Annotated in this window: 20 protein-coding genes; 6 read left to right on the forward strand and 14 right to left on the reverse strand. The window is 68.6% G+C overall.

The annotated features are described in order from the left end of the window. Positions 1 to 167: 167 nt before the first annotated feature. The 11 genes from BM162_RS19545 to BM162_RS19590 form a co-directional block, all read right to left on the reverse strand. A complete protein-coding gene (locus tag BM162_RS19545) occupies positions 168 to 1,052 on the reverse strand; it encodes a c-type cytochrome (RefSeq protein WP_093425294.1) in 885 nt (294 codons plus the stop codon). Beyond that, positions 1,049 to 1,384 (reverse strand): c-type cytochrome, encoded by a 336-nt coding sequence (locus BM162_RS19550; RefSeq protein ID WP_093425296.1) that lies wholly within the window; start codon positions 1,382 to 1,384, stop codon positions 1,049 to 1,051. Before BM162_RS19550 ends, BM162_RS19545 begins: the two co-directional genes overlap by 4 nt. Further along, positions 1,381 to 2,226, reverse strand: coding sequence for a cytochrome c oxidase assembly protein (locus BM162_RS19555; RefSeq protein ID WP_177215276.1), 846 nt, complete (start codon positions 2,224 to 2,226; stop codon positions 1,381 to 1,383). The genes BM162_RS19550 and BM162_RS19555 overlap by 4 nt, the downstream gene beginning before the upstream one ends. Further along, entirely contained in the window at positions 2,223 to 2,621 is a 399-nt protein-coding gene (locus tag BM162_RS22985) for a hypothetical protein (protein WP_177215277.1), read from the reverse strand. Before BM162_RS22985 ends, BM162_RS19555 begins: the two co-directional genes overlap by 4 nt. 12 nt (positions 2,622 to 2,633) lie before the next feature. Then, positions 2,634 to 3,248, reverse strand: a complete 615-nt coding sequence (locus tag BM162_RS19560; RefSeq protein ID WP_093425300.1) for a cytochrome c oxidase subunit 3 — start codon at positions 3,246 to 3,248, stop codon at positions 2,634 to 2,636. A 1-nt stretch (position 3,249) separates the two neighbouring features. After that, positions 3,250 to 5,163 carry a cytochrome c oxidase subunit I gene (gene ctaD, locus BM162_RS19565; RefSeq protein WP_093425302.1) on the reverse strand — a complete coding sequence of 638 codons (1,914 nt, stop codon included), beginning with the start codon at positions 5,161 to 5,163 and terminating at the stop codon, positions 3,250 to 3,252. Further along, the gene (coxB, locus tag BM162_RS19570; RefSeq protein WP_093425304.1) at positions 5,160 to 6,170 is read right to left on the reverse strand and encodes a cytochrome c oxidase subunit II; all 1,011 of its coding nucleotides are present in this window, start codon (positions 6,168 to 6,170) and stop codon (positions 5,160 to 5,162) included. The genes ctaD and coxB overlap by 4 nt, the downstream gene beginning before the upstream one ends. A 222-nt stretch (positions 6,171 to 6,392) precedes the next feature. Further along, positions 6,393 to 7,406, reverse strand: a complete 1,014-nt coding sequence (gene arsB / locus BM162_RS19575) for an ACR3 family arsenite efflux transporter (RefSeq protein ID WP_093425306.1) — start codon at positions 7,404 to 7,406, stop codon at positions 6,393 to 6,395. Then, positions 7,403 to 8,668, reverse strand: coding sequence for an organoarsenical effux MFS transporter ArsJ (arsJ, locus tag BM162_RS19580; protein WP_093425307.1), 1,266 nt, complete (start codon positions 8,666 to 8,668; stop codon positions 7,403 to 7,405). Before arsJ ends, arsB begins: the two co-directional genes overlap by 4 nt. Then, positions 8,665 to 9,663: an ArsJ-associated glyceraldehyde-3-phosphate dehydrogenase gene (locus tag BM162_RS19585; protein WP_093425309.1), complete on the reverse strand. Its 999-nt coding sequence runs from the start codon at positions 9,661 to 9,663 to the stop codon at positions 8,665 to 8,667. The genes arsJ and BM162_RS19585 overlap by 4 nt, the downstream gene beginning before the upstream one ends. Further along, positions 9,660 to 10,496, reverse strand: coding sequence for a metalloregulator ArsR/SmtB family transcription factor (locus BM162_RS19590; RefSeq protein WP_093425310.1), 837 nt, complete (start codon positions 10,494 to 10,496; stop codon positions 9,660 to 9,662). The genes BM162_RS19585 and BM162_RS19590 overlap by 4 nt, the downstream gene beginning before the upstream one ends. 214 nt (positions 10,497 to 10,710) lie before the next feature. Here BM162_RS19590 and BM162_RS19595 point away from each other — a divergent pair, with 214 nt between their 5' ends. From BM162_RS19595 to BM162_RS19620, 6 genes are read left to right on the forward strand one after another with little or no spacing between them, the layout of a single operon-like run. Further along, a complete protein-coding gene (locus BM162_RS19595; RefSeq protein WP_093425312.1) occupies positions 10,711 to 11,157 on the forward strand; it encodes a PPC domain-containing DNA-binding protein in 447 nt (148 codons plus the stop codon). 20 nt (positions 11,158 to 11,177) lie between these two features. After that, complete coding sequence (locus BM162_RS19600; RefSeq protein WP_093425313.1) at positions 11,178 to 12,947, forward strand: thiamine pyrophosphate-requiring protein; 1,770 nt, start codon at positions 11,178 to 11,180, stop codon at positions 12,945 to 12,947. Position 12,948: 1 nt separating this feature from the next. Continuing rightward, positions 12,949 to 14,055, forward strand: a complete 1,107-nt coding sequence (locus tag BM162_RS19605) for an enolase C-terminal domain-like protein (RefSeq protein ID WP_093425315.1) — start codon at positions 12,949 to 12,951, stop codon at positions 14,053 to 14,055. Positions 14,056 to 14,088: 33 nt separating this feature from the next. After that, entirely contained in the window at positions 14,089 to 15,090 is a 1,002-nt protein-coding gene (locus tag BM162_RS19610; RefSeq protein WP_093425316.1) for a hypothetical protein, read from the forward strand. Beyond that, a complete protein-coding gene (locus BM162_RS19615) occupies positions 15,087 to 15,704 on the forward strand; it encodes a gluconate 2-dehydrogenase subunit 3 family protein (RefSeq protein WP_093425318.1) in 618 nt (205 codons plus the stop codon). Before BM162_RS19610 ends, BM162_RS19615 begins: the two co-directional genes overlap by 4 nt. Then, on the forward strand, positions 15,704 to 17,347 hold the full coding sequence (locus BM162_RS19620; RefSeq protein ID WP_093425319.1) for a GMC family oxidoreductase: 1,644 nt from the start codon (positions 15,704 to 15,706) through the stop codon (positions 17,345 to 17,347). The genes BM162_RS19615 and BM162_RS19620 overlap by 1 nt, the downstream gene beginning before the upstream one ends. Before the next feature lie 97 nt (positions 17,348 to 17,444). Here BM162_RS19620 and BM162_RS19625 read toward each other — a convergent pair whose 3' ends face one another. From BM162_RS19625 to BM162_RS19635, 3 genes are read right to left on the reverse strand one after another with little or no spacing between them, the layout of a single operon-like run. Further along, positions 17,445 to 19,610: a xanthine dehydrogenase family protein molybdopterin-binding subunit gene (locus BM162_RS19625; RefSeq protein WP_093425321.1), complete on the reverse strand. Its 2,166-nt coding sequence runs from the start codon at positions 19,608 to 19,610 to the stop codon at positions 17,445 to 17,447. After that, positions 19,607 to 20,626 (reverse strand): FAD binding domain-containing protein, encoded by a 1,020-nt coding sequence (locus BM162_RS19630; protein ID WP_093425322.1) that lies wholly within the window; start codon positions 20,624 to 20,626, stop codon positions 19,607 to 19,609. The genes BM162_RS19625 and BM162_RS19630 overlap by 4 nt, the downstream gene beginning before the upstream one ends. Further along, a complete protein-coding gene (locus tag BM162_RS19635) occupies positions 20,626 to 21,255 on the reverse strand; it encodes a (2Fe-2S)-binding protein (protein ID WP_093425324.1) in 630 nt (209 codons plus the stop codon). Before BM162_RS19635 ends, BM162_RS19630 begins: the two co-directional genes overlap by 1 nt. Positions 21,256 to 21,661 lie beyond the last annotated feature (406 nt).

Genomic DNA, 21,661 nt, shown 5'->3' on the forward strand with positions numbered 1-21,661 from the left:
TGGCATATCCCTTTCTCGGCTGAGAATTGACGGCGTCTGAACACCGCCATGATATGCCGCCCCTCAGGGCATCACCAACTTTCGCGCGTTACTCGGGCCGAATTCCGGTTTGGCGTGAATGACTTCGGGGAAGCTGCGCCACCGCCACGGCGCAGAGCGCTGCTCGATCAATCCGCGTCGGCGGCCGCAACCTCGTCCGTGCCATCGTCGTACGGCGGCGAGAGGGTGTAGAGATAGGCGGTCATGTCGCGCGCATCGGCGGCGCTGACGCCGAGATCGGGCATCACGCTCAACGGGTCGACCTCGTGCGGGTCCATTATCCAGCGCATCATGTTTTCGGTCGTGTTCGGCAGCACGCCGGCGATGTAGCGGCGCGAGGCGGCCTCCTCCAGCGGCGGGCCGACCATGAGCGGCCGCGCGCCCACGAGCCCCGGGATCTCGTGGCACGACCGGCAGGCGTAGAGCTGCATTGCCAAGCGCCCGCGTTCGGCGTCGGGTATGCCGCCCACCTCCGCAAGCGTCCCCTCGGACGGAGGCGCAGTCTCGTCTTGCGGAACCAGCTCGCGGTAGGCCGCAGGCGTCAGGGTCGGCAAAGCCTCTACGAAAGCGGTGATGCGCCACATCTCGGTCTCGCTCATCCGCATCGACCAGGCGGGCATGCCCGACATCTTCAGCCCGTCATGGATGAACCAATAGATCTCCTCGGGCGGCCGTTCGCGCGCCGAATGCACCAGCGGCGGCGGCACCGGCATCATCCCGAGCGCGAAGTCCGCCGGCGCCACGCCGGGTCCGCCGTGACACTGGGCGCAATGTACCTGGTACAAGGCCGCGCCCTTCGCGTCGGCCACCGGCTCGAACTCGGCCGGCACATCGACGCCCGCCGCCTCGAAGGAAACGAGCGTGTCCCTTACGAGCACCAGCCCGCGGTAGATCCAGAGCGGGTGCTGGCGCGTCGCCGAGATGTCCCAGAACCCGCCGAAGACGAACACCCCGCCGAACGCCAACGCGACAGCGAGCACGGCGACGCCCGAGTATCGCAGCGCCGCCCTCATTCGCCGCTCACCTCGATCAGGAACGCCGCCATCCGGGCGGCCTCGTCCGCCGTCACGCCCAGATCAGGCATGGCCGAGCGCGGGTCGATGGCCTGCGGATCGACGATGAAGGACGTCAGCGCCTCGGGCATGTTGGGCAGCACCCCAGCGACATACGCCTGCTCGCGCATGCGGGTCAGCGGCGGGCCGGTCACGCCGTTCGCCCCGGGAACGTCGGGGATGACGTGACACGTCCCGCAGCCATACGCCATTATCGCCGCACGGACGTCGGCCCACTGGTCCTGTGCCGCGGCCGGGGCGGTCAGCGCGAGAAGAAGCACCAAAGCTCTCATGACGCCTCCGCCCGACCGTTACGCCGGTCGAGGTCGCGCAGAAGGCTCGAAAGCGTCGCCACGGCCGCCCCGATCAGCACCGCGCCGCATGGCACCCACATGATCAGTCCGCCCAGTTGCTGGTCCCCAAGGGCCGTCATGCCGAAGGGTCCGGTGTCGTAAGCCGGGTACCAGACGGTTTCCGACAGCGTCACCAGCGCGGCCAGAACGCAGCTTTGCAGCGCGGTCAGGAAGATCGCCAGCAGCGCGGCCGCCCTGCCTTCGCCTGGTCGGGGGGCGAGCACGGCCGTCCAGAAGATGAGGGCGGCGGCCAGGAAGGTCGCGTGCTGCAGGTCGTGCACCGCGTCCTGCCCCAGCGCTGCCTGATAGAGCGGCGGCGCGTGCCATAGCCACAGGACGAGGAAATAGGTGGCAAACGCGCCGATGGGGCTGGTCACCGCGCGCCATGCCCGCCCTGGGCGCCCCTGCCCGAGTCCTCCGGCGGCGCGGCGTCCCGCGCGCGGCAGCGCCCACAGCAGCGTCACGCCCGGCCGACCCATAACGATCAGCGGGGCGGCCAGAAGCATCAGCCCGAAATGCTGGATCATGTGGGCCGAAAGGTACCGCGCGGCCCAGGCATCCAGTGGAGACAGCAGGAACGCGGCGGTGAAGGCCAGCCCGGAGATGAACAGCGCACTGCGCATGTAGCCCGCTCGTGCGCCAAGCCGCCGTGCGCCGGCCACGTAGGCTACTGCTGTCGCCAGCAGAAGTACCGCGACCAGCACGGACCCGGCCTCGGCATGTGCGTCCGCATGCGCCGCCGCGGGTGTCGCGATCAGGATCAGGAAAAGCGCCGCCCTCATCGGTCCACCCCATTGCAGGTGTCGATCAGGAAAGACGGCAGGTACTCGACCAAGATCCCGCCGAATGCTGCGGCCGAGAACATCAGCCCGATCAGCGCCATCATGCGCACACGCATACGGCTGTGCTCGGGCCGGATGTGCCGCGATCGCCGCAGCGCCTTTCGGGACATGAGCGCGCCGCCGATGCAGAGACCTACGGCGAAGACCGTAAGCGCGTGATAGGGCCAGCGCGTGCCGAGCGCGCATAGCCACGGCACCATCGCGTAGCCGATGCCCTGGTGCAGCGCCCACGCCGCCGGCGCCATGACCCACCCGGCCCAGGCCGACAGCGCCTCCCTTCCCTCCTGCTTGGCGAGAATAAGATCGTCTTGCTGCGGATCGCTCTCGGCTTGCATCTCCTTCTCCGCTCAAAGAAGCCGCGGCGCCCAATAGAGGACCAGGTAGATGGGAAGATACACTCCCGCCACGAAGTACCAGTAGAGTGTGTCAACGACTACGCCGAGCTGCCGTTCCGGGGTGAAGTACCCCATCCACGCCAGGATCGCGACGGCGGCCGTCCCGACGATGGCCGAGACGACGTGGGTGTAGTGAAAGCCGGTGATGGCCCACAGGATCGAGCCGTAGGCGTGGTCGCTCCACAGGATGTCGAACTGGGCGATCTGAATGCTGCGGAAGCCGATGGCGACGCAGGCCAGCAGCACGCTTGCCGAGACGCCGAGCGCGAGCTGACGCATGCGCCCCGCGTCGGATCCCTTGCCGGCCCACCACATCGTCACGCTCGAAAGCGGCAGGACGACAAGGATCAGCGTCGGCCAGAGCAGCGGCGGCGGCTCCACCCCCTCGGGTGGCCATGCGTCCGTGCGCGCCCAGAGATAGAAGTAGCTCGTAAGCAGGTTCGCCACGACCGCAGCCTCGATCGCCACGGCAGCCAGGATACCCCACCAGAGCGGATGGGTGTGCGGCGCGAAGCGCGTGATGTCGGAGGCGTCGACGGCGACCTCGACCGGGATGTCCTTCGTCATCTCAGTCCTCCCTGTAGGGCTTGCGCGGCCAGAACCAGAACACGAACGTCACGAATGCGCCGAAAAAGCCGATGAGGTAGAACCACGGGCTGAAGATCAGGCCCAGGAAGCCGACCGAGGCGGCGACGGCGCTGACGAAGGGCCAGGGCGTCGGTCCCGGCAGCACCTGCACCGATTGCGGGCGCGCGTCGAGCAGCGTGGTCACCATCGTCTCGCGCCGGTCGGTGCGCAGGCCGCCGACGACTGTACGCTTGCCGCGCTCCGGCCAGCTCCACAGCGGGCGGTCGTCCTGCACCACGGGCTGCTGCGCGAAGTTGCAGTTGAGCGGCGGACTGGTGGTGGCCCATTCCAGCGTCGGCGCGTTCCACGGGTTCTCGTCTGCGACCGTGCCCCGGTAGGCGCTGTAGATGAGGTTCCAGAACGTCAGCCCGAACCCGACGGCAAGTATGATTGCCCCCACCGTGGCAAGCTGGTTGAGAAAGCCCCAGTCCATCTCGGGCAGGTAGGTATAGATCCGCCGCGGCATCCCCTCCAGCCCAAGCTGGTGCATCGGGAAGAAGGCCAGGTTGAAGCCCACGAAGGACAGCCCCACCGACCATTTGCCCATCCTGTCGCTCAGCATCCGGCCCACGGCCTTGGGATACCAGTAGTAGAGCCCGGCCATCAGTGGGAACACCGCACCCCCGACCAGCACGTAGTGGAAGTGCGCGACGACGAAATAGGTGTCGTGTACTTGCCGGTCGAAGGGGACCGAGGCGACCATGACACCCGTCAGCCCGCCGGTGATGAAAACGGCGAAGAAGGACAGCACCCACAGCATCGGCACCTCGAACCGGATCCGTGCACCCCAGAGGGTCATGATCCAGCAGAAGATCTGCACGCCTGACGGGATCGAGATCATCGCCGAGGCCGCCATAAAGAACGACCGTCCCATGAAGGGCAGACCGGTCGTGTACATGTGGTGCACCCACAGCCCGAAGCTGACCATCCCGACGCTGACCAGCGCCAGAACAAGCGCCGTGTAGCCGAACACGGGCCGCTGCGCGAACGTGACGACGACGCTCGTCACGATCCCGAGCGCCGGGACGAAGATGATGTAGACCTCGGGATGGCCGAAGAACCAGAACAGGTGCTGCCACAGAAGCGGCGATCCACCCGCCTCGGCCACGAAGAACTGCGTGTCCACCAGCCGGTCCATCATCAGCATGGCCGAGGCTACGATGACCGAGGGCATGGCGAAGAGGATCATGAAGGACATGACCAGCACAGCCCACACGAAGATCGGCATGCGGTTGAGCGACATTCCCGGCGCGCGCAGCTTGAAGATGGTCACGATCAGCTCGACCGCCGCGGTGAGCGCCGCGACCTCGATGAAGGTGATCATCGTGGTCCAGATGTCGACGCCCAGGCCGGGGCTGAACTCCTTGTTCGACAGCGGGACATAGTTGAACCAGCCTGCCGCCGGCGCGATCCCGAGCGGGAGAGACAGAAGGAAGATCACCCCGCCGATCAGGTAGACGTAGTAGCCGAAGGCATTGAGCCGCGGAAACGCCATGTCCCGCGCCCCGATCATCAGCGGCACCAGGTAGATCGCGATGCCCTCCATCGCCGGGATCGCGAACAGGAACATCATGGCCGTGCCGTGCACCGTCATGACCTGGTTATAGGTGTCCGGGTCCAGCACCTCGTTCAGCGGCGCCGAAAGCTGCCAGCGCATCAGCAGCCCGAGCACCCCCGCGATCGCGAAGAAGATCAGCGCCGTGGCCACAAAGCGCCGGCCGATATTGGTGTGGTTGACGTGCGTGAACCAGCCGAAGAAGCCCTTCGGCGACTGCCACGTCCGCTCGATGGTCGCCAGGGTCTCGCGCCCCTCCGCGTCGTCGCGATGGCGCAGCGCCGGTCCCACGTCGGTCATTCCAGCATCCCCAGGTATTCGATCAGCGCGAAAAGCTCCTGCTGCTCGGGCGCGGTCGGCGGCATGAGCGCCCCGGGCTTCACCTTGTGCGTGCTGGTGATCCAGCCGCCCAGGTTGCCCGGCGTGTTGGGCAGCGTCGCCGCCGCCAGCGTCTCGCGCGAGGCGAGGTGCGTCAGGTCGGGCCCCTTCTGCCCGTCGGCCGCCGTGCCACGGATCGCGTGGCATTCGCCGCACTCGTAGTCGAGGAACACGTCGAGGCCCGGATGCTCGGTCACCACCGCCGGAGCCGCCTGCTGCGCCAGCCAGGCGTCGAACGCTTCGCGCGGCTCGGCCACCACCAGCGCCGCCATCAGCGCGTGCTGGATGCCGCAATACTCGGCGCATTGCGCGCGCCAGGTGCCCGCGACTTCCGGCTCGGTGTAAAGGCTGTTGGTCACGCCCGGGATCAGGTCGGTCTTGCCTTGCAGGTTCGGCACCCAGAAGCTGTGGATGACGTCGTCGGACTTCAGCAAAAGGTGGGCCCGTTCGCCCACCGGCAGGTGAAGCTCGTTGGCGGTGACCGCCGTGACCTCGCCCGCCTCGTCGAGGTACCGAAACTCCCACCACCACCGGTTGCCGTGCACCTCGACCGTCAGGCCGACATCTTCGGCGCCCTCGGCCTGGTCGCCGATCAACACGCCCGAGACGCCGACCGCGATGATCGCGATGACCGGCGCGGCCACGCCACCGATGGCGACGATGATGGCCGAGGTGCGAAACGACACGTCGATGCGGTCGCCACCGCGCTGAAGGTTGACCGCGACCAGCAGCATCCCCAGCGTGACGATCAGCACGAACGTGCCCGAGGCGAACATCCACCAGGAAAGCCGGGCGATCAGGCGGGCGTCCGGCGCCGCCGGGTCGAGGACGCTTTGAACGCCGCTGCAGCCGCTGACGAGAAGCACGACGAACAGCAGAAGTCCGCGGGTCCCGAGTCCGGTGGCACTGGTAACCTTCTGCATCTCCATCGGGGGTCGGCGAACCTTCCGGGCTTTAGTCACAGGAGCTTGCGCGGACGCGTTGCCTGTTCAACCTAGGCCGGCAGGGGAAGTTCCTCTTGCCGCTGCAATGCGTGTATTCCGGGTGCCGCTATCCGCGGCGTCGTGACTGGTCCGGGCGCACGAGTCGCAGACCCTGGCCGGGCCGTTGCTCCGGCGCATGGTCGGTGCCGATACCCTGTGCCGACGCATTCACGTTGATGCGAAGCGGGGCCGCGTGCGGTTGGCGAAGGCGACGAGCGTCAGCATGACCGGCACCTCGACCAGCACGCCGACGACCGTGGCCAGCGCCGCGCCGGAGTTCAGGCCGAAGAGGCTGATGGCGACCGCGACGGCGAGTTCGAAGAAGTTCGACGTGCCGATCAGGGCGCAGGGGGCGGCGATGCGGTGCGGAACCTTCAGCGCGAAGGCGGCGGCGTACGCGACTGCGAAGATGCCGTAGCTCTGGATCAGGATCGGCACCGCGATCAGCGCGATGACGGCCGGGCGGTCGAGGATCACCTGCCCCTGAAGCCCGAACAGGATCGCCACCGTCGCGATCAGGCCAGCCACCGACCACGGCTTGGCGCGGGCGGCGAAGGCGTCGATCGCCTCGGGGCCGCCGAGCCTGCGGCGCGTCAAGAGCCCGGCGAGGAGCGGCAGGGCGACGTAAAGGATCGTCGCCAGCACCAGCGTTTCCCACGGCACGGCGATGTCGGTCACGCCCAGCAGGAACGCCACGATCGGCGCGAAGGCGACGACCATGATCAGGTCGTTCACCGACACCTGCACCAGGGTGTAGGTGGCGTCGCCCCGGGTGAGCTGCGACCAGACGAAGACCATCGCGGTGCAGGGCGCGGCGCCCAGCAGGATCAGCCCTGCCGTGTATTGCGCGGCATCATCGGGCGCGATCCAGGGGGCGAAGACGTGCTCGAAGAACAGCACCGCCAGCGCGGCCATGGTGAAGGGCTTGACCAACCAGTTGACCGCAAGCGTCACCAGCAGCCCGCGCGGTTGCTTCGCCACGCCGGCCACCGCGCCGAAGTCGACGCCGACCATCATCGGATAGACCATCGCCCAGATGAGGACCGCGACGACCAGGTTGATCGAGGCGATCTCGGCTTCCGCCACGGCCGTCACGAGCCCGGGCGCCACAGTGCCGACGCCGATGCCGGCGAGCATGGCGAGAGCGATCCATAGGCTCAGATATCTCTCGAACGCGCTCATACGGGACACTTCTCCTGTGCGTGCGGTGACAGTCTGCCGGCGCTGATCCAGCTGAGCCCCACCAGAAGCGCCGCAGTGCCCAGGCAGAGCGGCAGTCCGCCGACTTGGAAAGTCAGCCCCGAAAGCAGCGTGCCCAGCAGACGCCCGGCGGCATTTGCCATGTAGTAGAAGCCCACGTCCATCGTCACCCGCTCGGAGGTCGAAAAGGCGAGGACGAGGTAGGAGTGCAGCGACGAGTTGACCCCGAAGACCGCCCCGAAGACGAGCAGTCCAGCCACCAGCGTCAGCGTAAGCCACTGCGCCGGGCCGTCCGACGCCAATGCCGTGGCCGAGAGCACGGCGGGCACGGCGAAGAGAAGGGCGGCCCACCGGCGCGCCTCGTGCACCAGTTCGCCCTCGGGCCGCCGCGCCGCGCGCAGGAGCCGGGGCGCCCAAGCCTGCACGCCGCCGTAGAGGATGGTCCAGACCGCCATGAAGCTGCCGATCATGAAGAAGGCGGCGCGGTTGCCCTCCTCGGTTCCGTCCGAGAGCGCAGCGTAGAAGTAGATCGGGATGCCCACGACGAACCACACGTCGCGCGCGCCGAACAGGAACAGCCTCGCGGCCGAGAGCCAGTTGATGTTGCGGTTCTTCGAGAAGACCTCGGCGAACTTCGCGCCCTTGCGCCCCTGCGGCAGGCCGGCAGGCATGTGCAGCGCGACGGCCAGCAGAATCGCCGCCAGCACCACCGCCATGCCCAGCACCGCCGGAACGAAGCCCGCAAGCGCCAACAGTCCCGCCCCCAGGAGGAAGCCCAGCCCCTTCACTGCGTTCTTCGAGCCCGTCAGCACCGCGACCCAGCGAAACAGCGCCCCCTCGCCCGAGGGCGCGAGCACCTTCACCGCGCTCTTGGCGCTCATCTTAGCCAGGTCCTTGGCCACGCCCGAGACTCCCTGCACCGCCATGACGTAGGCGACCGAGGCCCAGAGGCTCCAGCCCGGATCGAGCAAGGCCAGAGCCAGCAGCGCCGCAACCTGGATCGTGAGCCCGGCATAGAGCGTCGATGTCAGCCCGAACCGCGCCGCGATCCAACCCGCCGACAGGTTGGTGACGATGCCCGCAAGTTCGTAGAGCAGGAACAGGTAGGCCAGCTGCACCGGCGAGAAGCCCAGCGTGTGGAAGTGCAGCAGCACCAACATCCTGAGCGCGCCGTCGGTCAGCATGAACGCCCAGTAGGCCGCCGTGACGGCGATATAGGCGCTCAGGCCCTCGGGGCGGCTCACAGTGACGATCCCACCATCCGCGCCACGTCGATCAGGCGGTGAGCGTAGCCCATCTCGTTGTCATACCAGGCATAGACCTTCACCTGCGTGCCGTTGACCACCATCGTCGAGAGTGCGTCGATGACGGAGCTGCGCGTGTCGTTGACGTAGTCGGCCGAGACCAGCGGGCGGTCCTCATAGCCCAGGATGCCGTTCAGCGGCCCCTCGGCCGACGAACGTAGCAGCACGTTCACCTCCTCGACGCTGGTCTCGCGCTCCACCTCGAACACGCAGTCGGTGAGCGAGGCGTTCAGAAGCGGCACCCGCACGGCATGGCCGTTCAGCCGTCCCTTGAGCTCGGGATAAATCAGCGTGATGGCCGTGGCCGAGCCCGTGGTCGTCGGGATCAGCGAGTTCAGAGCCGAACGCGCGCGGCGCAGGTCCTTCGCCGGGCGGTCCACAATGGTCTGCGTATTGGTGACGTCGTGGATCGTGGTGATCGAGCCGTGGCGGATGCCCAACCCCTCGTGGATCACCTTCACGATCGGGGCGAGGCAGTTGGTCGTGCAGCTTGCCGCCGTGACGATGTGGTGCGCCTCCGGGTCGTAGGTTCCGTGGTTCACGCCATAGACGACGTTCGCCGTCGGCCCGTCCTTCACCGGCGCGCTGACCACGACCTTCTTCACCCCGCCCTCGAAGTAGGGCGCGAGTTTCGCCTCTGACTTGAAGACGCCGGTGCAGTCGATCACCACGTCCACGCCGTCGAGCGGCAGATCCTCGATCCGCCGTTCCGCGTGCAGCGGCCGGTGCCGGCCCTCGATGACGAGCGCGTTGCCGTCATGCGAGATGTCGGCATCCCAGCGGCCGTGGACGCTGTCGAACTCCATCAGGTGCGCGTGCAACTCGGGCCCCGGCACCGCGTCGTTGATCCAGGCGATCTCGGCGCCGCTCTCGAGCAGCGGGCGAAGGGCGAGCTTGCCGATGCGGCCGAGGCCGTTGAGCGCGTAGGTGGTCATGCGAGGTCCTTCTTGGCGGCGAGGTCGTCGACCGCGCGTTGCAGGGCGAGCCGGTCGAGCGCCTCGATATTCAGCGAAACGAACGCCTCGACGCGCCTGCGCAGCGCGCCATAGGCCTGCCGGAAGGCCAGCCGCCGCTCGGCCTCGGTGCCCGTGGCCTTGCCCGGGTCGGGCAGACCCCAATGGGCGGTGATGGGTTGGCCGGGCCAGGCCGGGCAGTCCTCGTTCGCGGCCTGGTCGCAGACGGTGAAGACGAAATCCATCTTCGGCGCCGCGTCGCTCCGGAACTCGTCGATGTTCTTCGCGCGAAGCGGCGAAATGTCGTGGCCGTTCGCCTTGAGCACGCTCAGCGCGAAGAGGTTGAGGTCCGAGGAGGGCCGGGTGCCGGCGGAATAGGCGTTGAAGCGCCCGCCGCCGAGATCGCTCAGAAGCGCCTCGCCGAAGATCGAGCGGGCGGAGTTGCCGGTGCAGATGAAAAGCACGTTGTAAGGCCGGGACGACATGGCGGTGCCTCCTGATCCGAGGTCGGGAAGGGTCGGGCAGAGTTCGGGGCGGCCGCGGCAGCAATCGGTCACGAGGTACGACACCAGCGCGCCGGCCTGCCCCATTTCGGCGCGGTACAGCAACGACCGGCCGTCCCGCTTTTGCAGGATCAGCCCGGCCTGCCGCAGGCTGTTAAGGTAGGTCGAAAGGGTATTCTGCCGAACGCCCAGAACAGCGGCGATCTCCCCGGCCGACAGTTCATCGGGATACCGTCGCACGAGCAGCCGGAACAGCGCGAGGCGCTGCGGATGCGCGAGGGCGGCGAGCTGGTCGACATGTTGCGATTCCATAATTCATGAATAGTGGAAACATCTGCTGGGGACAAACGGTACGTGCGCCAGTCGACGGGCCTCGCACCTGCCCTTTGCAGGGGCGGGATCAGGCGTGCCGGTGGTCTTCACGACCGCCCTGCCGCGCCGCGCGGCGCGCCCGGCGTACAGGAACTCTCTCGGGGCGCGGCGGTTGAACAGTTGAGTTATGCCGAACAGACCGTGGGAGGGGGACATGCTAGTCAAGACATTGTCGGACGCCCCGGAACGCAGCTTCGCCGTCGTGCTCGATCCCGGCGAAGAGGCCGTGGCGAGCCTCCTGACCTTCGCCCGCGACTATGGCGTGACCGCCGGGCGCTTCACCGGGCTCGGCGCGTTCAGCGGCGTCACGCTGGGGTTCTTCGACCCCGACAAGAAGGACTATGACCGCATCGAGATCCATGAACAGGTCGAGGTCGTGAACCTGACAGGCAACTTCGCCACGCAGGGAGCCGAGGCGCGGGTGCACCCGCACGCCGTCGTCTCGAAACGCGACGGCACCGCGTGGGGCGGTCACCTGCTGGAAGGGCACGTGCGCCCGACGCTCGAGGTGATGGTGACGATCGACCCGGTGCGGCTTCAGCGACACACGGACCCCGAAACGGGGCTTCCCCTGCTCAACCTCGCCAGCGGCGGGGACTGACACAAGGAAAGGACACTGAGATGGCAGACACGGTCGGAGATTTCCTGCTCGAGCGCCTCTCGGCCTGGGGCGTCAAACGCGTCTACGGCTTCCCCGGCGACGGCATCAACGGCATCCTGGCGGCGCTGGGACGGTCGGACGACATCGAGTTCGTCCAGGTCCGGCACGAGGAGGAGGCCGCCTTCATGGCCTGCGCCCACGCGAAGTGGACGGGCGAGCCGGGCGTGTGCCTCGCCACGTCCGGTCCCGGCGCGATCCACCTGCTCAACGGGCTTTACGACGCGAAGCTCGACCACCAGCCGGTCTTCGCCATCGTGGGTCAGCAGGACCGCTCGGCTCTTGGCGGGAGCTACCAGCAGGAAGTCGACCTGATGTCGCTCTACAAGGACGTGGCGCACGAGTACGTGCACCAGTGCTCGGCACCGTCGCAGATGCGCCACCTGGTGGACCGTGGCCTGAGGATCGCGAAAGCGCGCAGCTGCGTGACCGCGATGATCGTGCCCGACGACGTGGCGCAGGGCGATGCGGTGAAGGACCCGCCGCTCGAACACGGCACCGTGCATTCCGGCCCCGGATATGCGCCGAAGCCCCGGATAATTCCGCCGGAGGCCGACCTGATGCGTGCGGCGCAGGTGCTCAACGAATGCGACAAGGTCGGCATCCTCATCGGTGCGGGCGCCATCGGGGCCGAGAAAGAGGTGACCGAGGTGGCCGAGGTGCTGGGCACGGGCGTCGCCAAGGCGCTTCTGGGCAAGGCCGCCCTGCCCGACGACCTTCCATTCGTGACGGGCCAGATCGGACTTCTGGGCACCTCGCCCTCGGCCGAGATGATGAACGAGTGCGACGGCCTGCTGATGATCGGCTCGGGCTTCCCCTATTCCGAGTTCATGCCGAAGCCGGGCCAGGCCCGCGGCGTGCAGATCGACATTGATCCCGGCATGCTGTCGATCCGTTATCCGATGGAGGTCAACCTGCACGGCGACGCCCGCGACACGCTGCAGGCGCTGATCCCGCACCTGACGCCGAAATCCGACCGCAAGTGGCGCGAGAAGATCGAGAAGAACGTCGCCCAGTGGTGGGAGGGGGTAGAGAAACGCTCGCGCCTCGAAGCGCAGGCGATCAACCCCGAGCTTCTGTTCTGGGAAGCCTCGCCGCGCCTGCCGGACACGGCGATCATCTCGGCCGACAGCGGCAGCTCGGCAAACTGGCTGGCCCGCGCGATCAAGGCGAAGCCGGGGCAGATGATCTCGCTCTCCGGCACGCTGGCGACGATGTGCCCCGGCGTGCCCTACGCCACCGCCGCCAAGTTCTGCCACCCCGAGCGGGTGTCGGTGGCCTTCGTCGGCGACGGCGCGATGCAGATGCTGGGTATCAACGGGCTGATCACCATCGCCAAGTACTGGCGGCAATGGTCGGACCCGCGCCTGATCATCGCGGTGCTCAACAACGGCGACCTGAACCAGGTTACCTGGGAGATGCGCGCCATGGGCGGTTTCCCGAAGGTCGAGGAAACGCAGAACGTCCCCGACTTCGAGTATGCCGCCTATGCCGAGATGCTGGGACTGAAGGGCCTGCGCGTGACCGAGCCGGGACAGGTCGGCATGGCGTGGGACGAGGCGCTGGCGGCCGACCGGCCCTGCGTGCTGAACGTTTATACCGATCCGAACGTGCCGACTGTGCCGCCGACGGTGACGCGCGAGCAGGCGATGAACTATCTCAAGACGCTGATGAAGGGCGACGCCGATGAGGCGTCGATCGTCAAGCAGACCTTCAAGAGGGTCTTCAGCTGAAATGGACGCCGCGCTCCGCTCGATCCACGTGCACGCCTACCGGATTCCGACCGAGACGTCGGAATCCGACGGCACGCTGGAGTGGAGCGCGACGACAATGGTCCTGTGCGAGGTCGAGGCCGGCGGCAAGACCGGCCTCGGCTGGACGTATTGCGACGTCTCTGCCGCGCTGCTGATCGAGCAGACGCTGGCGCCGTTGCTGGAGGGACGCGACGGCATGGCGATCGGCGCGCGCTGGGACAACATGATCCGGGCGACGCGGAACTTGGGGCGGCCGGGCATCGTCTCCTGCGCTGTCTCGGCCGTGGACAATGCGCTTCATGACCTGCGCGGCAAGCTCCTGAACGCGCCGCTGGCCGACCTGCTGGGCCGCCGGCGCGACAGCGTTCCCGTCTATGGTAGCGGCGGCTTCACCTCGTACGACGACCGCCAATTGGCAGAGCAGGCCGGGGGCTGGGCGGCCGAGGGGCTGCCGGCTGTGAAGATCAAGATCGGGCGCGACCCAGCCGACGACCCGCGCCGGATGCGCGTGGCGAAAGAGGCCATGGGCGATGGCTGTGCGCTCTTCATCGACGCCAACGGCGCGCTGTCCCGCAAGCAGGCGACGGCGATGGCCGAGGAGGCCGCGACGCTGGGCGCGACGTGGTTCGAGGAACCGGTGTCGTCCGACGACCTAGAGGGCCTGCGCCTGATCCGCGACGCCGGCCCGCCCGGCGTCGAGATCACCGCAGGCGAATACGGCTATGACGAGGTCTATTTCCGCCGGATGTGCGAAGGCGGGGCGGTGGACGTTCTTCAGGCAGATGCCACCCGCGCCGCCGGGATCACCGGCTTCATGGAGGCGGCGGCCACGGCGCAGGCGTTCGGGCTGCCTCTGTCGTCCCACACTGCCCCGGCGCTGCACCTTCATGCCTGTTGCGCCGCGCCGAACCTTCGTCACATGGAGTGGTTCTTCGACCACGTCCGCGTCGAGAGGATGTTCTTCGACGGCGCGCCCGAGCCGCACGCGGGCCACATCGCCCCCGACCTGTCGCGGCCGGGCCTTGGCCTCGACTTCCGACGGCAGGATGCGGAGCGCTATCGCGTCTGGCCGAAGGAGGGCGGCTGATGCGGCTTGCAAGGCTGACAGGATGGTGCGCCCGTGCGTGACGTCCGGCCCGACCACCTGCGCCAGGTCCGCAAGCCGCTGCCCGAGTGGCGGCGGCCGCGCGGGCATGGGGGCGACACGCGGCACACGACGGGCCGGATGCTGGGCGTGCTTGGCCTTGCCGCCTGCGGACTGGTCGTAGCCCAGGCGCTGAACGCGCGCAAACCGCGCCCGCGGGCCGAGCCGCGCGCGGCGGCGGCCGCGAAGGTGCGGCACGGCGCGATGGCGCTGGCGGGCAGCGTCGCGGCCGACAGCCTGATGGAGCACTTCCGCGGCGGCTATTGCAATGACGCCATGTACCTGGCCCCCGCCGTCGCGGGCACCGCGCTTGCGGCCACCGCCGTGCGTCCTCCGGCCACGCCACGGGATGACGCCGTGGCGCGGGACGTGGCGCACGCGGCGTCGCTTGTCACGGGCACCGCGGGGCTCGCCTTCCATGTCTGGAACATCGGCAAGCGACCCGGTGGGCTGACGTCGATGAACAACCTGTTCTACGCCGCGCCGGTTGGCGCGCCGGGAGGTCTCGCCGCCTCGGGCCTGTACGGGTTGGCTGAAGGGCGGCTGCGCCGTGCACCGATAATGCCGCCGCGGGTCGAGGGGCGCCTGCTGGCCGGCTTGACCGCGCTGAACTTGCTGGCGACAAGCGCCGAGGCCGGGCTGTTGCACTTCCGTGGCGCATTCCAGAACCCGTTCATGTTCGTGCCCGTCACGGCCCCGCCCGCCGCGGCCCTCGTTCTTGGCGCGGCGGCGGCCGATCCCGCGGCGGGTCTGCGCCGGCTGGCCCGCGCCGCCTGCTGGACCACCGCCGCGGCCGGGGCGGCGGGCGTCGCGTTCCACGCCTGGGGCGTGCACCGCAACCATGGCGGCTGGCGCAACTGGCGGCAGAACTTGATCCAGGGCCCGCCGGTGGCCGCGCCGCCGGCCTTCGTAGGCCTCGGGCTCGCCGGTCTGGGCGCGCTGGACCTGATGGACATCCGCGACGAGGGGAGACGATGACCGACCGCTTCGACCCACCCTATCCCGGCTACGACATCCTTGCGAAGTGGGACAGCGTGTCCTTCGACGACACCACCCGCCGCGTCTATGCCGACCGGCTGAAGGACGTGCCGGAGCGGGCGTTCTTCTCGGAGACCGAGTGGCGTACCCTGAACGCCGTCTGCGACCGGCTGATCCCCCAGCCGGACCGCCCGGACCCGATCCCGATCGCGCCGTGGATCGATCGCGCGCTGGCCGAGAACCGCACCAACGGCACCCGCTACACAACGATGCCGCAGATGCGCGAGGCCTGGCGCACCGGCCTTGCCGCCATCGAGGCCGAGGCGCAGGAGCGCCACGAGACTGCCTTCTCGGATCTGACGGCCGAACGGCAGGACGCGCTTCTGCGCGACGTGTCGAACGGTGACGCGGAGGGTCCGCACTGGAACGGCATGCCGCCGCACCGCTTCTTCCGCTCGGTGATGCTGAACGAGGTGGTGCGCATCTACTACGCCCACCCCGCCGCGCTGAGCGAGATCGGCTTCGGCGGCCCGGCGGCACCGCGCGGCTATGTCCGGCTGGGCGCCGACCGCATGGACCCGTGGGAGGCCCCCTCCGATCGGAGGCGCCGCTGATGCCCCTGATCGAAGACCTTGAGCCGCGCGCGCGCGACGGACGCGCGCCCGACGTCTTCAGCCACGGCGACTGGGTGCCGATGCGCTGCTACGGCGACGCCGAGGAGGTTGATTTCGTCATTGTCGGCACCGGCGCGGGCGGCGGCACGCTGGCGGGCAAGCTGGCCGAGGCAGGCTTTTCCGTCGTCGCCATGGATGCCGGTCCGTTCTGGCGGCCGCTCGAGGACTTCGCCTCGGACGAGCGGCACCAGGACAAGCTCTACTGGCTCGAGGACCGGCTGTCCGAGGGCGACGACCCGATCGCGCTTGGCTCGAACAACTCCGGCTGCGCCGTGGGCGGCTCGACGGTGCATTACCAGATGGTCGCCCTGCGCTTCCGGCCCGAGTGGTTCAGGTCACGCTCGCTGCTGGGTTACGGCCACGACTGGCCGGTGGACTGGCGGCGGATGTGGCAGTGCTATGACGAGGTCGAGGAGGCGCTGAAGATCGCCGGACCCGTCCGCTATCCGTGGGGTCCGAAGCGCGGCCGCTATCCGTATCGCGAACACGAGCTGAACGCCTCGGCCCACGTGCTGGCCCGCGCGTGCGAGGCGATGGGCGTGGACTGGGCCGCCTGCCCCAACGCCACCGTCTCGGCGCCGCACGGCAAGTCGCCGCCCTGCGTCTATCGCGGGTTCTGCAAGATCGGCTGCGCGACCAATGCCAAGCAGAGCACGCTGAACACCTTCGTTCCACGTGCGCTTGCCGCCGGCGCCGAGATCCGCGACCTCGCCACCGTCACCCGGATCGAGACCGGGCGCGACGGGCGGGCAGCCGGCGTGCTTTATCATCGAGACGGGGAGTGGCGGCGGCAGAAGGCGCGCAACGTGGTCGTCGCGGGCTATTCGATCGAGACACCACGCCTGCTGCTGAACTCCGCCTCTCCCGCGCATCCAGGCGGGCTGGCGAACTCTTCGGGCCTCGTCGGCAAGAACCTGATGGTGCACGCGAACCACGCCGTCTGGGGCCGGTTCGAAGAAGAGATCCGATGGTACAAGGGGCCGCCGTCGCTCGCCGTGTGCGAGCACTGGAACTATGCCGACGACCATAAGGACTTCTTCGGCGGCTACGCCTTCATGAGCCAGGGCCCCCTGCCCGCCGACTTCGCCACCACCGTGGCGGATGCCGAAGGCATCTTCGGCATGGAGTTGCGCCAGCGCATGGCCGACTATAACCACATGGCCGGGCTCAAGATCGTGGGCGAGACCATGCCGCAGGAGCGCAACCGCGTCGAACTGGCCGACGAGACCGACCCGCTGGGCGTGCCCCGCGCGCGCGTCACCTATTCGATGTGCGACAACGACCGCGCACTTTCGGATCACTCCGTGCGCTTCATGCGCGAGGCGATGGCCGGCGCGGGCGGCCAGCAGCTTTTCACCTCGGAAGGCACGGCGCACCTGATGGGCGGCTGCCGCATGGGCTTCACGCCCGAGGACAGCGTGGTGGACGGCGACGGGCGCAGCTGGGACGTGCCGAACCTGTGGGTCTGCGATGGCTCGCTGTTTCCCACGGGCGGCGGCGTGAACCCCTCTATGACCATCATGGCGCTGGCGGTCCACATCGCCGACCGGATCAAGACGCTCGCGGCGCGCGGAGAGGTCTAGGGCGCCCGGACGGCGATGCGCCGGTTTCACAACCGGGCGACAATGCCCAAGCCGACGAAGACGCGGGCACCCCGCGTCTTCGGTTGATCAGGCGGCGTCAGGCCGGCAGCAGGTCGTCCAGCCGGATGGGGACCTTGCGGACGCGGATGCCGGTGGCGTGGTGCACGGCGTTGGCGATGGCGGCCGCCGTGCCGACGATGCCGATCTCGCCGATGCCCTTGATGCCGGCTGGGTTCACGATGGTATCCGTCTCGGGGACCATGATCGCCTCGATATGCGGCACGTCGGCGTTCACGGGGACGAGGTATTCCGAGATATTGTCGTTCATCACGGCACCCGTGCGCGGGTCCACCTCGGTCGCCTCGTGCAGCGCGTGGCCGATCCCCCAGACCATGCCGCCCAGGTACTGCGAACGCGCCGTCTGCTCGTTCATGATCCGCCCGGCGGCGAAGGCGCCGATCAGGCGCGGCACCCGAATCTCGCGCGTGTAGCGGTTGATGCGCACCTCGGCGAACTCGGCCCCGAAGGCGAAGGCGACGTACTTCTCCTCGGCCCCGCCCACAATCCGGATGCGACCGTTGTAGAGCGACTTGCCCGCGCCCTCGCTCGCCGCCGGCGGCACCCACTCGGCGTATTCCTCGATCGCGTTCTGTCCAAACTCCGAGAACGCCTGCTCGACGTTCATCTCCTGCGCGGTGGTGCCCAGACGCTCGAGGATCGAGGCGCAGGCCTGTTCGATCACCGTGACGTTCGACGCGGTCGAGATCGAGCCGCCGGCGATGGTGCCCGGCGGCAGGCGCGAATCGCCGAGCGCCACGGTCACGCCGTCGACCGGCACCCCGAGCGCGTTGGCCGCGGCCTGTGCCAGCACCGTGTAGGCGCCGGTGCCGACGTCGTGGCTGGCGACCGAAACCTTCACCTTGCCGGTGATGTCCATATGGATGCGCACGGCGCAGGGCGACATCTGCGTGGGATAGGCGGCGGTGGCGCAGCCCCAGCCGATCAGCTCGTCACCCTCGCGGAAGGCGCCGATGGTCGGGTCGTAGTTCGACCAGCCGAAGGCCTCGCCCGCGATGTCGTAGCACTCCATCAGCGAGCGCGAGGTATAAGGCGCGCCATCCACCGGCTCGGCGTCAATGTCGTTGACCCGGCGCAGCTCGACCGGGTCCATGTTCAGCTTGCGTGCCATTTCGTCCACGCCCGACTCGAGCGCGAAGTAGTACGGCGTCTCGGCCGGTGCGCGCATGAAGCCGGGCGTCTGCCGGTCGGCATGCACACAGGTCACCTCGGTGCGCACGGCGTCGGCGTGGTACATCCGCGCCGTGGCCTCGGCCCCGTTGACCACGTAGGTGTCGGCGCGCGACGAAAGCTCGTCGCCCCGGTGATCGAAGGCGGTGAAGCGGCCGTCCGCCTGCGCCCCGAGCCGGAAGCGCTGTCGCGTCTCTGCCCGGTAGGAGGCGGTGGTAAAGCCCTGCTCGCGCGTGACGTAGAGCTTCACCGGCCGCTCCAGCGCCCGCGCCGCCAGCGCCACGAGCGACGTCCAGGTGAAAAGCGTGCCCTTCCCGCCGAAGCCGCCGCCGATATAGGGCGACACGACGCGGATGCGGTCGGGCGGAATTCCCAGCTCGGTCGCGAGCCCCGCCTGGAACCCCTCGACCCACTGGGAGGGCACGAAGACGGTGACCTCCTCGCCGGTCCACTGCGCCGTGGTCGCGAACAGCTCCATCGCGTTGTGGGTGTTGGCGGCGGTGTCGTAGTCCTGCTCGACCACCTGCGCCGCGGTCTCCATCGCCGCGTCGATGTCGCCGGCGCTCAGGCCGCGGTCGGGCAACGCCTCGGACTCGGTCCCCTCAGCCCGGAAGACCGCGGCGGGGTCCTGCGCCTGATACTCGAAGTTCAGCAACTTCGCCGCCTCGCGCGCGGCCAGGATCGTGTCGGCCACGACGAGGGCGACCGTCTCGCCGTAAAAGCGCACGTCGGGCCGGGCGAAGGGCTGCCACGACTGCTGCGACCGGCCGCCCGTGCCGAAGAAGGCCGAAGCCTCGGCGACCGGCAGCGGGTTGGCGTGGTGATAGATGGCCCGCACGCCCGGCACCGCGCGCGCGGCGGCGTCGTCGATGCCGGTGATGGTTCCAAGCCCGATGGTCGAGGTCACGAGGTGGCCGTAGAGCGGCTTGGGCACGGCGTAGTCGGCCGCGTAGCGCGCATCGCCCGTGACCTTGAGGCGGCCGTCGATGCGGTTGACGGGGGCTCCGATGGTCATTGCTGCGCCTCCTCGGTCAGGTCGCGTCCCGCGGCGTCCAGCAGCCCCTTGGCCACCGTGTTCCGCCCCAGCGGGATCTTGAAGTCGTTGTGGCCGTAGCCTTGCGCGCCGTCGAAGGCGATGCGCCCGGCCTCGAGCGCGGTGTCCTCGTCCAGCGTCTTGCCGGCCAGCCACTCCTCGGTCTCTCGCGCGCGCCACGGCACCGTGGCCACGCCGCCCAGCCCGATCCGAGCCTCGCGCACGGTGTCGCCGTCCATGTCCAGCGCCACCGCGGCCGAAGCCAGCGCGAAGGCATAGCTCTCGCGGTCGCGCGCCTTGACATAGACCGACCGGCGCGCCCAGTCGGGGATCGTCAGCCGGTAGCCCAGGATCAGTTCGTCGTCGGCCAGGATCGTCTCGCGCGCAGGGTCGTCGGTCGGCGGCACGTGCAGGTCGGCGAACGGGATCTCGCGCCCGCCGTCCCCGGTCTGCGTCAGCACCGTCGCGTCGAACAGGATCAGCGCGTTGGCCCAGTCGCCGGCATAGCTGGCGATGCACTGTTCGGAGGTGCCCAGCACCGCGAGCAGGCGGTTGAAGCCGTCGATGGCCGCGCAGCCCGAGCCCGGGTCGCGCTTGTTGCAGGGGCTTACGTTGTCGCGGAAATACGGGCAGCGGGTGCGCTGGAGGACGTTGCCGCCCAGCGTCGCCACGTTGCGCAGTTGCGGGCTCGCCGCCTTCCACAGCGCGTCCGACAGGACAGGCGCGCGGTCGCGGAAGGCGGGATGCTCGGCCGCCTGGGCCATCGTCACCCGGGCGCCGACCTCGAGCCGGCCGTCGTCGCCCTCCTCGATCGTGTCGAGCCCGAGTCCGCGCAGGTCGGTCAGGCTCGGCGGCGTGACGACGTGCAGCTTCATCAGGTCGATCACCGTGGTGCCGCCGGCGAGGAAGGCCCCGCCCTGCCCGGCCACGCCCATGGGCTCGACCACGGCCACGGCCTCGTCGGCGCTGGCGGGGCGTTGGTAGCTGAAGGGTCGCATCAGGTGGCCTCCATCCGCTCGCGTGTCTCGTCGCGGGCCTGCCTGATCGCCTCGACGATGCCCTTGTAGGCGCCGCAGCGGCACAGGTTGCCCGACATGTATTCGCGGATCTCGGCCTCGTCCCCGGCGTGCCCCTCGGCGACCAGGCCCACGGCGCTCATGATCTGGCCGGGCGTGCAATAGCCGCACTGGAAGCCGTCGTTCTCGATGAAGGCCTGCTGCATCGGGTGCAGCTCGTCGGGGGTGCCCAGCCCCTCGATCGTCGTAACCTCGGACCCGTCGGCCATGGCCGCCAGCGTCAGGCACGAGTTGATGCGAGTGCCGTCGAGCAGCACCGTGCAGGCGCCGCACTGGCCGTGGTTGCAGCCGACCTTGGTGCCGGTCAGGTCCTGCTCTTCGCGCAAGAGGTCCAGAAGCGTCGTGCGCGCGTCGAGCGAGAACGCCTGCTCGCGCCCGTTGATCGTCAGCGTGACATCCACCGTCTCGCCGCCCGGCGTCTCGTCCGCCGCCTGCGCCTCGGCACGGTAACTGCCGATCGCGGCGACGCCGCTGGCCGCCGAGCCCTTGAGCAGCCCGCGCCGCGTGACACGCGCGCCGCCCTGCCTGGATGTGTCGGAAGGTGACGTCATATCGCGAACCTCTTTCTCAATTCTCTGTCGGGGGAGAATGGCGCTCGTGCCGGCAACCCTTCGATCCTGCAGATGTTCCTGTTCCTGCAGCGGTTGAACGACCAACGACGAAAATTCACTCAGTCGCTTAAATCGTGAGCTGTCGAAGCGGACGGCGCGTGCCTGCTCGACCCGGACGCAAGCGCCCGTACTTGGTGCCGGTAAGGGCCTGTTCCTCGCCTACAACCCACGGAAGCGGGTATCGGGTTCGACCTCTACCTCATGACAGGCTGCGTCGATGTTCGCTCGCGTGTTTTTCTCCGGATCGAACTGGGTCCGGTCCTCAGGACCACTCCGCGTCATCGCACGGGTCGAAGCAGGAACGTGAAGGTCCCGACGGACTTGAAGATTCCACTCCGGTCATCGA

Origin of the sequence: Tranquillimonas alkanivorans (assembly GCF_900115595.1) — a bacterium.
Lineage (GTDB): Bacteria > Pseudomonadota > Alphaproteobacteria > Rhodobacterales > Rhodobacteraceae > Tranquillimonas > Tranquillimonas alkanivorans.

Coding starts and splice junctions, on each gene's coding strand:
- BM162_RS19595 (WP_093425312.1), top strand. CDS start 10,711: ATGCTAGTCAAGACATTGTCGGACGCCCCGGAACGCAGCTTCGCCGTC.
- BM162_RS19560 (WP_093425300.1), bottom strand. CDS start 3,248: ATGACGAAGGACATCCCGGTCGAGGTCGCCGTCGACGCCTCCGACATC.
- BM162_RS19550 (WP_093425296.1), bottom strand. CDS start 1,384: ATGAGAGCTTTGGTGCTTCTTCTCGCGCTGACCGCCCCGGCCGCGGCA.
- BM162_RS19620 (WP_093425319.1), top strand. CDS start 15,704: ATGCCCCTGATCGAAGACCTTGAGCCGCGCGCGCGCGACGGACGCGCG.
- BM162_RS19585 (WP_093425309.1), bottom strand. CDS start 9,663: ATGACCACCTACGCGCTCAACGGCCTCGGCCGCATCGGCAAGCTCGCC.
- BM162_RS22985 (WP_177215277.1), bottom strand. CDS start 2,621: ATGCAAGCCGAGAGCGATCCGCAGCAAGACGATCTTATTCTCGCCAAG.
- ctaD (WP_093425302.1), bottom strand. CDS start 5,163: ATGACCGACGTGGGACCGGCGCTGCGCCATCGCGACGACGCGGAGGGG.
- BM162_RS19600 (WP_093425313.1), top strand. CDS start 11,178: ATGGCAGACACGGTCGGAGATTTCCTGCTCGAGCGCCTCTCGGCCTGG.
- BM162_RS19625 (WP_093425321.1), bottom strand. CDS start 19,610: ATGACCATCGGAGCCCCCGTCAACCGCATCGACGGCCGCCTCAAGGTC.
- BM162_RS19545 (WP_093425294.1), bottom strand. CDS start 1,052: ATGAGGGCGGCGCTGCGATACTCGGGCGTCGCCGTGCTCGCTGTCGCG.
- BM162_RS19615 (WP_093425318.1), top strand. CDS start 15,087: ATGACCGACCGCTTCGACCCACCCTATCCCGGCTACGACATCCTTGCG.
- BM162_RS19555 (WP_177215276.1), bottom strand. CDS start 2,226: ATGAGGGCGGCGCTTTTCCTGATCCTGATCGCGACACCCGCGGCGGCG.
- BM162_RS19590 (WP_093425310.1), bottom strand. CDS start 10,496: ATGGAATCGCAACATGTCGACCAGCTCGCCGCCCTCGCGCATCCGCAG.
- BM162_RS19630 (WP_093425322.1), bottom strand. CDS start 20,626: ATGCGACCCTTCAGCTACCAACGCCCCGCCAGCGCCGACGAGGCCGTG.
- BM162_RS19605 (WP_093425315.1), top strand. CDS start 12,949: ATGGACGCCGCGCTCCGCTCGATCCACGTGCACGCCTACCGGATTCCG.
- arsB (WP_093425306.1), bottom strand. CDS start 7,406: ATGAGCGCGTTCGAGAGATATCTGAGCCTATGGATCGCTCTCGCCATG.
- BM162_RS19635 (WP_093425324.1), bottom strand. CDS start 21,255: ATGACGTCACCTTCCGACACATCCAGGCAGGGCGGCGCGCGTGTCACG.
- coxB (WP_093425304.1), bottom strand. CDS start 6,170: ATGGAGATGCAGAAGGTTACCAGTGCCACCGGACTCGGGACCCGCGGA.